The sequence below is a fragment of the Actinoplanes sp. NBRC 103695 genome (genome assembly GCF_030269485.1).
Lineage (GTDB): Bacteria > Actinomycetota > Actinomycetes > Mycobacteriales > Micromonosporaceae > Actinoplanes.
The window spans coordinates 226,471-238,733 of the sequence record NZ_BSTL01000009.1 but is presented as its reverse complement, the minus strand read 5'-3'; the positions used below and the strand labels follow the sequence as shown (position 1 = coordinate 238,733).

14 protein-coding genes are annotated in these 12,263 nt (G+C 69.6%); 5 read left to right on the top strand and 9 right to left on the bottom strand.

Going from position 1 to position 12,263, the window contains the following annotated elements:
* Positions 1-291 carry a chorismate mutase gene (locus QSK31_RS18180; protein WP_285685298.1) on the top strand — a complete coding sequence of 97 codons (291 nt, stop codon included), beginning with the start codon at positions 1-3 and terminating at the stop codon, positions 289-291.
* Positions 292-561: 270 nt separating this feature from the next.
* Positions 562-939, top strand: a complete 378-nt coding sequence (locus QSK31_RS18175; RefSeq protein ID WP_285685297.1) for a hypothetical protein — start codon at positions 562-564, stop codon at positions 937-939.
* On the opposite strand, the gene QSK31_RS18170 is transcribed toward QSK31_RS18175, so the two are convergent.
* Complete coding sequence (locus QSK31_RS18170) at positions 923-1,540, bottom strand: TetR family transcriptional regulator (RefSeq protein WP_285685296.1); 618 nt, start codon at positions 1,538-1,540, stop codon at positions 923-925. The genes QSK31_RS18175 and QSK31_RS18170 overlap by 17 nt on opposite strands.
* Before the next feature lie 69 nt (positions 1,541-1,609).
* Between QSK31_RS18170 and QSK31_RS18165 the strand changes: the two genes are divergently transcribed.
* On the top strand, positions 1,610-2,065 hold the full coding sequence (locus QSK31_RS18165) for a nitroreductase family deazaflavin-dependent oxidoreductase (RefSeq protein ID WP_285685295.1): 456 nt from the start codon (positions 1,610-1,612) through the stop codon (positions 2,063-2,065).
* Between the two features lie 81 nt (positions 2,066-2,146).
* Here QSK31_RS18165 and QSK31_RS18160 read toward each other — a convergent pair whose 3' ends face one another.
* The 8 genes from QSK31_RS18160 to QSK31_RS18125 all read right to left on the bottom strand — a co-directional run bounded on the left by QSK31_RS18160 (position 2,147) and on the right by QSK31_RS18125 (position 10,243).
* Positions 2,147-2,560 carry a hypothetical protein gene (locus QSK31_RS18160; RefSeq protein WP_285685294.1) on the bottom strand — a complete coding sequence of 138 codons (414 nt, stop codon included), beginning with the start codon at positions 2,558-2,560 and terminating at the stop codon, positions 2,147-2,149.
* A gap of 23 nt (positions 2,561-2,583) precedes the next feature.
* Entirely contained in the window at positions 2,584-3,591 is a 1,008-nt protein-coding gene (locus QSK31_RS18155) for an ABC transporter ATP-binding protein (RefSeq protein ID WP_285685293.1), read from the bottom strand.
* On the bottom strand, positions 3,584-4,618 hold the full coding sequence (locus tag QSK31_RS18150) for an ABC transporter ATP-binding protein (protein WP_285685292.1): 1,035 nt from the start codon (positions 4,616-4,618) through the stop codon (positions 3,584-3,586). The genes QSK31_RS18155 and QSK31_RS18150 overlap by 8 nt, the downstream gene beginning before the upstream one ends.
* A gap of 77 nt (positions 4,619-4,695) precedes the next feature.
* The gene (locus QSK31_RS18145; RefSeq protein ID WP_285685290.1) at positions 4,696-5,604 is read right to left on the bottom strand and encodes an ABC transporter permease; all 909 of its coding nucleotides are present in this window, start codon (positions 5,602-5,604) and stop codon (positions 4,696-4,698) included.
* On the bottom strand, positions 5,597-6,523 hold the full coding sequence (locus tag QSK31_RS18140; protein ID WP_285685289.1) for an ABC transporter permease: 927 nt from the start codon (positions 6,521-6,523) through the stop codon (positions 5,597-5,599). The genes QSK31_RS18145 and QSK31_RS18140 overlap by 8 nt, the downstream gene beginning before the upstream one ends.
* A gap of 75 nt (positions 6,524-6,598) precedes the next feature.
* Entirely contained in the window at positions 6,599-8,233 is a 1,635-nt protein-coding gene (locus QSK31_RS18135) for a peptide ABC transporter substrate-binding protein (protein WP_502872975.1), read from the bottom strand.
* Between the two features lie 133 nt (positions 8,234-8,366).
* On the bottom strand, positions 8,367-9,017 hold the full coding sequence (locus QSK31_RS18130) for a response regulator (RefSeq protein WP_285685288.1): 651 nt from the start codon (positions 9,015-9,017) through the stop codon (positions 8,367-8,369).
* The gene (locus QSK31_RS18125; RefSeq protein WP_285685406.1) at positions 9,014-10,243 is read right to left on the bottom strand and encodes an ATP-binding protein; all 1,230 of its coding nucleotides are present in this window, start codon (positions 10,241-10,243) and stop codon (positions 9,014-9,016) included. Before QSK31_RS18125 ends, QSK31_RS18130 begins: the two co-directional genes overlap by 4 nt.
* Before the next feature lie 187 nt (positions 10,244-10,430).
* Between QSK31_RS18125 and QSK31_RS18120 the strand changes: the two genes are divergently transcribed.
* Complete coding sequence (locus QSK31_RS18120) at positions 10,431-11,870, top strand: PspC domain-containing protein (protein ID WP_285685287.1); 1,440 nt, start codon at positions 10,431-10,433, stop codon at positions 11,868-11,870.
* Complete coding sequence (locus QSK31_RS18115; protein ID WP_285685286.1) at positions 11,867-12,244, top strand: hypothetical protein; 378 nt, start codon at positions 11,867-11,869, stop codon at positions 12,242-12,244. The genes QSK31_RS18120 and QSK31_RS18115 overlap by 4 nt, the downstream gene beginning before the upstream one ends.
* Positions 12,245-12,263: the final 19 nt, after the last annotated feature.

The following is a 12,263-nucleotide window of genomic DNA, read 5'->3' as shown; positions in this document are numbered from 1 at the left end:
TTGAACGCCGAGACCATCGACCAGCCGACCGGCACCGACGAGCCCCTGGCCGCCGACGAGATCCGCGCCGCACGCGAACGCATCGACGAGATCGATCAGGCCATCATCGACCTCTGGCTGGAGCGCGCCCGCCTCTCCCAGATGGTCGGCAAGACCCGCATGGCCAGCGGCGGCACCCGCCTGGTCCTGAGCCGCGAGCGCGAGATCGTCGAGCGCTTCCGCACCGCCCTCGGCGCCGACGGCACCCAGGTGGCCCTCATGATCCTCCGGGCAGGCCGAGGCCCTCTGTAAGAGCTTCAAGATCGATGTCGTAGCGGGGTGGGTGGTGCGGACCGCCGCTCCCGCCGAGGTCGGTCCGGGAGGCCGCACGCTCCGCTTCCGCGGCCTCCCTCCCTGCGACGTGCGTGCGTGGTCACTCCCGCCGCTACCGCGGCCTTGCGCCGCGCGGGTCGACGTTCGAGCTCCGCAGGCACCACCTGGTGGGCTGACGAGATGCGCTCTCACCCGCCCGAACAACCGCAATCGATCGTCTTCACCAGTGTCCGATGTAGGTTGCTCGACGTGGAGAAGCTGTCGGAGCAGACGCTCGCGGCCATCGGGCGGATGACGGTCGCCGCGACCGAGTTGGAGCGCGTGCTCGCCCGGGTGGGCGCCGAACAGGCGGGCGGGGACGCGGAGGCGGTGTTCGCCCAGCCCGGCGAGCCGTTGCGGGCGGCCCGTGACGCGGTGCGGTTCGCCGCGCCGGAGCGACGTGACACCTACGGGCGCTTCGTCGAGGCGGCCGCCGCCCAGCTCGCGATCAGTCAGGCCGCGCTGCGCGCCATGTGGCGGGGCGGCCGCACCGACGCGACGCTCTTCGACGAGACGACGACGCTCCTGCTGGGCTGCCGCGACGCTCTGCAGAAACTGGTGAGCGCGGACCTCAGCGAGGCTCGCTGATTTCGGCGGCCGGGTAGTCGAGGCCGGCGGCCAACAGGTCGAACGCCTGCTCGACCAGGTCGGCGTCGGGCTCATCGCGGCCGGCGGACCGCCATGCGTCGACCGCGGTCGGCACCGCGCACAGGGCGACCGCCGCCATCAGGCGGGGCCGGGGGTCGGTGGCCTGGTCGACTCCCATCCGGGCGCCGACCAGCCGCGCGACCTCGTCGAGCCGGGCCGAGCCGCGTTCGAATCGCGCGGCGGTCAGGGCCGGGCTGCCGGAGACCAGGTCCCGCATGCGGCCGTGCGGGGCCGACGCCGCAGCCGCCCGGACGACCTCGACGACCGCCTGCCGCATCGCGGTCAGCACCGGCAAGCCGGCCGGCTGCGCCTCGAACGCTGTGAGCATCGCCGTGATCTGCTCGTCGGCCAGGGACAGCGCGATGTCCTGCTTCGAGGTGAAGTACCGGAAGAAGGTGCGCGGCGAGACCTCGACGGCCTCGGCGATCTGGTCGACGGTGGTGGCGTCGTAGCCGTTGGCGCAGAACAGCGCGACGGCGGCCTCGATCAGGGCCTCGCGCGTCCGCTGCTTCTTCCGCTGACGCAGACCGACGGTGTCCATAGCGCCAGGATAGAGAACCAAGATTGTGTCAGTGGACGACACTTGTCATTGACTGACAGAATGACGTCCATGCCCAAGGCTCCCGCATCCTCGTCCCGCTTCTGGAAGCTCCATCGTCAGCTGGCGCGCTTCAACACCTTCCTGTTCCGTCGAACCCGCGGCAGGGTCGGCGGCACGTACTTCGGGGGTGCGCCGGTGCTGCTGCTCCACCACGTCGGCCGCCGGTCCGGCGAGGCCCGGACCAACCCGCTGATCTATCTCGACGACGGGCCCGACCTGGTCATCGTCGCGTCGAAGGGCGGCACGGACACCCACCCGGCGTGGTTCCACAACCTGATGGCGATGGCCTCCACCGAGGTCGAGCTCCCGGGCGGCGAACATCGCCGGGTCACTCCCCGGGTGGCCGAGGGGGCGGAGCGGGCCGCACTCTGGGAGCGGCTCGTGGCGATCTATCGGCCGTACGCCTCCTATGCGACCTACACCGACCGTCAGATCCCGGTCGTGGTGCTCGGACCGGCGGGCTGATCACCGCCGTCGCGGCGGCTCTGGGTCTCGCGGCGGACGCAGCTCGGTGGCGCCGGACTCGCCCAGCGCGTCGTGCAACCTCTAGCGGATGCGGCGCATCAAGGCGTCGTACGCCGCATGCGCCATGTCGGGCCGGTCGGGGTCGGCGTGCCACCGTCCGATGATGGTGTTGCCGTCCGCGCTGACCGTGCCGCGGTAGGTCATGCCCTGCCCGGCATGGGTGAGCTGGTCCCCGTCGATGGCCCAGGTGTACTCCAGCGGCTCGCCACTGCCGTCGTACACGTGGGAGCGGAACCCGTCGCGCGCCGGCCAGATCAGCTCGGCGCTCTCGATCAGGTGCTCGCCCACCTGGATGCCGCCGATGAGTTGGAGCATGCGACCGCCCAGCAGCGTGGTGGTCGTGGTATGGCCGATGATGTCGTCGTTCTCGGAGCCGTCCGTCCGTCCGGTGAGCCTCCACTGTCCGACCAGGACATCAAGCGCCTCGATCCGCATCAGCCGAGGCTAACGGCTCGATCTCAGGAAGCGTGCAGCACATCGCGCGGGCGGGCGAAGTGGCAGGCGCTCGGGTGGGCCGACGACTCGCGGATCTGCAGGAGCGGCTCTTCCTCGGCGCAGATGTCCTCGGCCTTCCAGCAGCGGGTGCGGAAGCGGCACCCGGACGGCGGGTTGGCCGGGGACGGCACGTCGCCCTCCAGCACGATCTGGTCGCGGCGCCCGCGCAGGCGAGGGTCCGGCACCGGCACCGCGGACAACAGCGCCTGCGTGTACGGGTGCGTAGGCTGCTCGTAGATCTGCTCGTCGTTGCCCGTCTCCACCACCTTGCCGAGGTACATGACGGCCACCCGGTCGGCAATGTGCCGCACCACGGACAGGTCGTGCGCGATGAAGATGTAGGACAGCCCGAACTCGTCCTGCAACGACTCCAGCAGGTTGATCACCTGGGCCTGGATGGACACGTCGAGCGCGCTGACCGGCTCGTCGCAGACGATGATCTCGGGCTTGAGCGCCAGCGCCCGCGCGATGCCGATGCGCTGCCGCTGGCCGCCGGAGAACTGGTGCGGGTACCGGTTGATGTGGCCGGGGTCCAGGCCGACCGTGTCCAGCAGGTCCTGCACGGCCTTCTCGCGGCCCTTGCGCGGGGTCACCTCGGGGTGGATCTCGAACGGCTCGCCGATGATGTCACCGACCGTCATCCGCGGGTTGAGGCTGGTGTACGGGTCCTGCAGCACCATCTGGATGTGCCGCCGCGCCCGCCGCAACGCGCCACCGCGCAGCCGCACCATGTCCTCGTTGCGCACCTGCACCGAACCGGCGGTCGGCTTCTCCAACCCGACCAGCAGTTTGGCCAGGGTGGACTTGCCGCAGCCGGACTCGCCGACCACGCCCAGCGTCTCGCCGCGGCGCAGTTGCAGATCCACGCCGTCGACCGCGCGGACCGCGCCGACCCTGGTCTTGAAGACGATGCCCTGTGTGATCGGGAAGTGCTTGACCAGGCCCTTCGTCTCGAGGACGACGTCACTCATCGCCGATCACCTCCCTCCAGAAGTGGCACCGGGCGGTGCGGCCGAGCGCTACGTCGTAGGCCGGCGGCGGCGGGTCCTGCCGGCACTGATCCCTGGCGTACGCGCAGCGCGGGTGGAAGGCGCATCCGGCCGGGATGGCGTTCAGCGCCGGCGGCAGGCCCTTGATGACGCTGAGCTGCTGCCCCTTCATGTCCAGCCGCGGGATCGAGGAGAGCAGGGCTTTGGTGTACGGGTGAGCGGGGCGCGCGTAGATGTCGTAGACGGGCGCCTCCTCCACGACCTTGCCGGCGTACATCACCGAGATCCGGTCGGCGACGTCCGCCACCACGCCCATGTCGTGCGTGATCAGGATGAGGCCCATGTCGCGTTCCCGCTGAAGCTCGGCGAGCAGCCCCATGATCTGCGCCTGCACGGTCACGTCGAGCGCCGTGGTCGGCTCGTCGGCGATCAGGATCTCGGGGTCCAGTGCCAGCGCCATCGCGATCATGACGCGTTGCCGCATGCCGCCGGAGAACTGGTGCGGGTAGTCGCCGATGCGCTCCCTGGCGGCCGGGATGCGCACCTGGTCGAGCAGCTCGATGGACCGCTTCTTGGCATCCTGCCGGCTCATCCCGCGGTGCTTGCGGAACAGTTCGGCGAGCTGGAAGCCGACCGAGAAGACCGGGTTCAGGGCGGACAGCGCGTCCTGGAAGATCATCGCGATCCGGTTGGCGCGGACCTTGCGGCGCTCCGCCTCCTTGAGCTGGAGCAGGTCGACGCCGCGGTACTTCACCTCGCCCCGGGTGACGTATCCGGGCGGGGAGTCCAGGATGCCCATGATGGCCTGGGCGGTCACCGACTTGCCGCAGCCGGACTCGCCGAGGATGGCCAGGGTCTCGCCGGGCTCGAGCCGGAAGTTCGCGCCGTTCACCGCGTGCGAGACGCCGTCCCGGGTGCGGAACTCCACGTGCAGGTCGTTGACCTCGAGCAGTTGCGCCCCTGGGTCGAGCCCGGGCAGCACGTCGATCTGAGCTTGGATATCGGTCATTCCTTACCTCCGCTCCGCGGCTCGGCGATCATCGTCCGATGTGGTCCGGACCGTAGCCTCACCACTCCCGCTCACCGTCATCGCAGCTTCGGGTCGAAGGCGTCGCGAACCGCGTCGCCCAGCATGATGAAGGCCAGCACGGTCAGGGCCAGGAACACCGAGGGCCAGACCAGAGGTTCGGCCGCGGTACGGACGTTGGGGCCCGCCTCGTTGATCATGATGCCCCAGCTGATCGCGTCGCCCTTCAACCCCACTCCGAGGAAGGTCAGCGTGGCCTCGGTGGCGATGTTGGTGCCCAGCAGGATGGTCAGCACCACGATGAACGCGGCCGTCGAGTTGGGCAGGATGTGCTTCATCATCAGCCGCGCCGGTCCGGAACCGAGCATCCGGGCGGCGGCCACGTAGTCCTGGTTCTTCGACGCGATCACCGACGAGCGCATGACCCGGGCCGCGGTGGTCCAGCCGAGGAAGCCGAGGGTGACGATGACCGCCCAGAAGCCGTTGTTGCTCGGGTCGGAGGACAGCCGCCGGGCCAGCACGATCGCAGCGAGCAGGAACGGCAGTCCGAGCACGACGTCGATGCCCCGGGAGAGCACCGCGTCCACCCAGCCGCCGAAGTAGCCGGCGGTCAGCCCCATGATCAGCCCGATCGTGCCGGCGAGCAGCGTGGACAGCAGGCCCACCAGGATCGAGTTGCGGGCGCCGTAGACCGCCTTGGCGTACACGTCGCAGCCCTGGAAGTCGTAGCCGAAGAACGCGTTGCCGCTGGGTCCGTCGTGCTGACGGCTCAGCGCGCAGTCGCGCGGGTCGCCGGCGCCGAAGACGGCCGGCACGATCGCCATCACCACGAAGACCGTGACGAGCACGGCAGCCACCCAGAAGATCTTGTTGCGGCGCAGGTCGCGCCAGGCGTCGCCGGCCAGGCTGCGTGGCTTGTCCCGGCCGACGGCCGACTCGGCCGTGGTCACGGCCTGGGGGTCACTCATAACGGATCCTCGGGTCCAATGCGGCGTACAGCAGGTCGACCAGCAGGTTGACCATCAGGAACACGATCACCAGCACGCTGACGAAGCCGACCACGAGTGGCCCGTCCTCGGTCTTGATCGCGCGGAACAGATTGAACCCGACGCCCGGGATGTTGAACACGCCCTCGGTCACGATCGCGCCCGACATCAGGTTGCCGAGGTCGACGCCGATCAGGGTGACCACCGGGATCAGCGAGTTGCGGAGCACGTGCACACCCACCACGCGTTGCCGGGTGAGCCCCTTGGCCCGCGCGGTACGAACGTAGTCGGAGCGAAGGTTCTCGGCCACCGCCGACCGGGTCACCCGCAGCTCGGTGGCGACCACCAGGCTGCCCAACACGAGCGCGGGCAGCAACAGCTCGTAGAAGCCGGCGTCGCGCGTCGCGGTGGGCGGGAACCAGCCGAGCTGGATGCCGAAGACCAGCCGGGCCAGCGGGGCGAGCACCACGATCGGCATGGACAGCACGACCAGGGTGAGCACCAGCGTGACGTTGTCGAAGGTGCCGCCGCGGCGGATCCCGGAGATCACGCCGGCGACGATCGCGACGATCGCCACGATGACGATCGCGATCAGCGCCAGCCGGATGGTCACCGGCCAGGCGTCGGCCATCATCTCGGAGATCTTGCGGTTCGTGAGCGAGATGCCGAAGTCGCCGGTCAGCAGGCCCTTCATGTAGTGCCAGTACTGGCCCAGGAACGGCTCGTCCAGGTGGTAGCGCTCGGTCAGCGCCAGCCGCTGGGAGTCGGTGATGGGACGCTCACCGGCCAGTGCCTGGATCGGGTCGGTCTGGTTGGCGAACATCAGCGCGTACACGATGAACGTGGCGCCGAAGAAGGTCAGCACCATCTGGAGCAGGCGCCGGATGAGATATCGGAACATGTTTTCTTCCGCGGAGAGACACGGCAGTGGCGCCACGCCTTGTCGGGCATGGCGCCACCGCTCAGCCGGCGAGCGTCAGGATGCGACGCGCTCGATCTTGTAGATGTTGACCTTCTTGAACAGGTCGACCTCGACGTTGGTCACCCGCTCGGAGAAGCCGTACGTGTTCTGCCCGAAGCGCAGCGGCAGCACCGGCATGTCCTTGACCAGGATGTCCTCCGCCTCCTGCCACTTCTTGATCGCGGCCTCCGGCGTCGCCGCCTCGGAGCCCTCCTTGAGCAGGCTGTCGAACGCCGTGTTGCTGTAGCCGTAGTAGTTCGAACCACCCGTGGTGCTGTACAGCGGACCGAGGTAGTTCTCCATCAGCGGGTAGTCCATGATCCAGCCGAGCCGGATCAGGCCCACCGGCTGCTCGGCGTCCACCTTGGTCAGCAGGTCCGCGAACTTCGGCTCGCCCTGACCGGTGCAGTTGACGGCCAGCGAGGCCTTGATCTGGTTGCACATCGCGTCCACCCAGGCCTTGTGCCCGCCGTCCGCGTTGTACGTGATCTTGATTTCCTTGGGACCTTGGGCCTTGGTGTAGAGCGCCTTGGCCTCGGCCGGCTTGTACTCGCACCACTTGCCGCAGGTGTTCTCGCGGTAGCCGGCGACGACCGGCGACACGAACGAGGTGGCCGGCGTCTGCGACTGCAGGAAGATCTGGTCGGTCATCTCCTTGCGGTTGATCGCCATGGAGAGGGCCCGCCGCACGTCCGGGTTCGAGAACTCCTTCTGGAACGTCGGGAAGCCGACGAACGCGAAGTCGGAGCTCGGGCTCTTCTTGAGACGGTCGCCGAGGTCACCGGCGGCCGAGCCGAGGCTCTCGATCGGGATCAGCGTCTGCACGTCCAGGTTGCCGGCCACCAGGTCGGCGTACTGCGCCTGCTGGTCCTGGTAGATCTTCCAGGTGATGCCCTCGACCTTGGGCGCTGGGCCCTTGAAGCCGGCCGCCTTGGTCACGACGATCTGCTGGTCGTGCTCCCACTTGCCGACGACCTTGAACGGGCCGTTGCCGATCGGGGTCTGCTCGAACGCCTCGTTGAGCACGCCCGGCGAGGAGAACGCCGCGTTGGGCAGCGGGTAGAACACGGTGTATGCGAGCACCGACTTCCAGCCCGCGAACGGCGCGGACAGGGTGACGGTGAAGGTGGTGTCGTCGACCTTCTTCAGACCGGTCATCGTCTTGGCCTTGGGCTCGGGCGCCTTCTGCGGGCCGTCCTCGCCGTCCGGGTCTTTCGACTGCAGGTCGGCGTAGCCGGCGATGCGCTCGAAGAAGTAGGAGCCGTCGTTGCCGTTCGGGCCGTAGGCGCCGTTGTTCCAGGCGTTGATGTAGCTGTCCGACGTGACCGGCTCGTCGTTGCTGAACGTGAAGCCCGGCTTGAGCTTGATCGTCCAGACCTTGTTGTCATCCGAGGTGATCGACTCGGCGGCTGCCTCAACCGGCTGCTTCTGCTCGTTGAAGTTGACCAACGGGTAGAAGAGCGACGACAGCACCTGCGACCCATTGGACTCGGTGGAGTTGGCCGGGATCAGGTGCTTAGGCTCGGCGATGCCCAGGACAACGGTGTTCTCCGAGCCTTCGGCCTCATCCGATCCACCGCCGCAGCCGGCGACCAGCATGACGATGGCTGCCGCTCCGGCAGCCATCTTCCACGGGCGTTTCCCAAGCATGGGAGTGCCTCCTTCGGGGGCGCTCACGAGGGGTAGTAAGCGAGTTGGGGCCACTTTTCCACAGGAAAACGCTTGCTCCCTCGCCTGTTACCAACCCGATACTCGGCGCGATCCCCTCAGTGGACAGACGTCGTCACACGAGGCGTCGGTCGGCCGCCCACCTGGAAAGTTCGTAACGGTTGCTCATCTGGAGCTTGCGCAACACGTTCGAAACGTGGGTCTCGACGGTCTTGATCGAGATGTACAGCTCCTTGGCAATCTCCTTGTACGCGTATCCCCTGGCCAGCAGTCGCAGGACCTCGCGCTCCCGGTTGGTGAGCTGGTCCAGTTCCGGGTCGGCGACCGGCACGTCCGGCCGGGCGGCGAACGCGTCCAGCACGAACCCGGCCAGCCGCGGGCTGAACACGGCGTCGCCGTCGGCCACCCGCTTGATCGCGGCGGCCAGTTCGTCGGGCGAGATCGTCTTCGTGACGTAGCCGCGGGCGCCGGCCCGGATCAGGCCGATCACATCCTCGGCGGCATCCGAGACGGAGAGTGCCAGGAACTTCACCTGAGGGTGAGTACGCCGCATCGACTCGAGCACCGCGCGGCCACCGCCGTCCGGCATGTGCACGTCGAGCAGCACCACGTCCGGCGTGGTCGCGGCGATCCGGGCGATCGCCTCACTCACCGAACTGGCCTCACCCACCACGTCCACGTGTACGCCCAGCTCGGCGCGGACCCCCGCGCGGAACATGGCGTGGTCATCCACAAGAAAAACGGTGAGCCGTCGCTCGTCTGTCATCGGACTGCTTCCTTTCCTGCGGTGACGCTCTCCCGCGACGCGGGGAGGATGAGACGCACCTCGGTGCCCTCGCCTGGCGTGCTGCGGATCGCCGCGGTGCCACCGTGCCGCGACATCCGCCCGATGATCGAGCCGCGCACCCCGTGCCGCGACTCCTCCACCTGATCGATGTCGAACCCGGCGCCGCGGTCGCGGACGAACACGCTCAGCTCGTCCGACTCCACCTCGGCGTACAGGGAGACAGTCTCCACCCCGGCGTGCCGGGCGGCATTCACCAGGGCCTCGCGTGCCGCGGCGACCAGCGCGGCCACCCGCTCGTCGCAGTCGGTGTCGCCGACCACCACGGTCTCCACCGAGATCGCGTAGGTGTCCTCGACCTCGGCCGCGGCCTCCTCCAGCGCGGCGGAGAACCGCTCGGTCGGCGACGCGGTCGGCTTGTACAGCCAGTTGCGCAGGCTGCGCTCCTGGCCGCGGGCCAGCCGCTGGACCTCTTTGATGTCCGCCGAGTTGCGCTGGATCAGGGCCAGCGTGTGCAGCACCTGGTCGTGGATCATCGCGGCCAGCTCGGCGCGTTCCTGCTCCCGGATCCGGCCCTCGCGCTCCGACCGCAGCTGGCTGAACGTGCGCCAGATCAGCGGGGCCACCACCACGCCGACGCCGGCCAGGCCGACCAGCGCGAAGATCACGCCGTTCACGACCGCGGTCAGGCTGCCGGCCGGGGCGTACACCGCGACCACGCCGATGATGCCGGTGGCGACCAGCACGCCGCCGCCGATGAAGCGGAAGATGAAGGAGCGGCGGTCGCTCTCCGCGATCACCGCGGCGAGCCAGGGCGCCTGCGGCATGTCCGCCGGGAGCTGGCCGCGCCGGGTCGGGTCGGACTGGTGCCAGATGACGCCGGCGCCGAGCGCGATGATCGCGATCAGCCAGCCGGCCGTGCCCGCCACCCCGTTGTCCCCGAAGACCAGGCCCTGGAGCAGCACGACGCCGACGCCGATCGCGGCGAACGGGATCAGCGAGCCCAGATTGCGCCGCGCCGCCGGGGTGCCGTCGGGCGCCTCCTGCGGCACGACCGCCCAGAAACCGGCGTAAAGCATCAGACCAAGACCGTTGAAACCCAGGAGTACGACCAGAGCGATCCGCACCGCGATCACGGGTATGCCGAGGTGACGCGCCAGGCCCGAGGCGACCCCCGCGATGATGCGGTGGTCGCGCTGCCGGTGCAGGCGGCGCGTCGGCGTGGCTGCTGCGGTCGTGGTGATCTCGTCCTCCCGGTGTCGCCTTCGATCGTCACACGGAAGAGGCGGCCTGACCACGGGGAACCCCCCGAGGTCTGCGGCCCGGACATCTCAGGGTCTCGTCAGGGTCGGCGCCGGAGGCGCGCCGGTGGGTACGAGCCGCAGTATCGATGGCATGACCGACGATGCTGCCTCAGCCCGCGATGCCGACCAGTCAAGCGGTGCGGCATCCTCCACCAATTCGCTCCCGCCGCCGTTCCCGCCGCCGACCCCGCCGCCCTACGAGCCGCCGCCCGCCCATGACGAGCCGCCGTTCGGGGACCGGCCCAGCTTCGACCGGGACCGGCTGATCCGCCCGCTCCGGCCGCGCTACATCGCCGGCGTCTCCGGCGCGCTGGCCCGGGCCACCAACACCGACCCGGTCCTGTGGCGCGTGCTGCTCACCGTGCTCGGCCTCTTCGGCGGCGTCGGCGTGCTGATCTACCTGATCGGCTGGCTGGCCATCCCGGCCGAGACCGACACCGCCTCGCCGATCGAGTCGCTGCTCGGCCGCGGCCGGTCGAGCATGAAGCCGCTGTCGATCGTGCTGCTCGGCGGCGCCACGGTGCTGACCTTCTCGTTCGTGGTGAACGACGGCTTCCGGGCGGCGCTGCTCGCGGTGGCCGTACTCGTGGGTGCGGCCCTGCTCATCAAGAAGAACCAGAACGGCTCGGCCAAGCCGGCCTCGTGGCCCTGGACGCCCCCGACACCGCCCACGCCGCCGACACCGCCGACCCCACCGACTCCCCCGACTCCCTCGCCGGCTTCGTTCGAGGCGCCGGTTTCCTCGGAGGCGCCGACCGCGCCGTTCCCCGCTTCCGAGGCGCCCCGCCCGCCGCAGTTCACGCCGCCGGTGTCCGGCTACCGCCCGCCGTTCGCACCCCACGGCCCGTACGCCGGCACGTCCGCCCAGGCCGCGCCTCCCCCGCCCGCTCCGCACCAGAAGCCCCCGCGGAGCGGCCAGACGAGGCCTCCGAAGGAGAAGTCGAAGCTCGGCAGCATGACGTTCTTCGCCCTGATCCTGGTGATGGGATTCCTGACCCTGCTCAACCTGACCGGGATCTCGGTGTCGGTGTCCGCGTTCTTCGCGGCCGCGCTCGCCACCATCGCGCTCGGCCTGATCGTCGGCGCCTGGATCGGCCGGGCCCGCGGGCTGATCGCGCTGGCCCTGATCGCCACGCTGGGCCTGGGCGTCTCGACCGGCCTGGAGCGCTGGGGCGGCCAGATCGGCAGCAACGTCTACCGCCCGGGCAGCCTGTCCGCGGTCGCCGACCGGTACGACTTCAACGTCGGCAACGCCACGCTCGACCTGCGCCGGGTGGACTTCACCGACGCCGAGCAGAGCACCACGATCGAGATGAAGTTCGGCTCGGTCAAGGTCCTGGTCCCGCCGAACGTCGACGTGACCGCGGACGTCAGCCTGAACGAGGGCCGCGCGGTCGTCTTCGGCACCGAGTACGACGCCCGCCAGGCCGCCGCCCAGCCCTTCACCGACCAGGGCGCCGACGGCGCCGGTGGCGGCGCCCTGAAGCTCACCGTCGTGATGAACACCGGAAATGTGGAGGTGGCCCGATGAAGCCGCATCGCACCGACAACGTGTCGCTCAGCTTCGGCACCGTCTTCCTGCTGATCGCGGCCTGGTGGGCGGCCTCGCAGGTGGTCAACCTCGCCCCGGTACGCCTGGGCTGGCTGATCGCCGGCGCGCTGATCCTGTTCGGGATGATCGGGCTGCTCGGGGCGATCCGCTCCGGCCGCCGCCCGGAGCCCCAGCCGGTGCCGGCCACGGTCGGCGCTCCCCTCCCGGAGCACGGCCAGGAGCAGCACGGCGACCTGCCGCCGGAGATGCACGCCGAGATCGTCCGCGAGCTCCTGGACGACCCGGCCGAGCGGTTCACCCGGGAGAATCCGGCACCCGCCGCGCAGCCGAGGCCCGAGCCGCACAAGGACTGATCAGGTAGGGGCAATATGC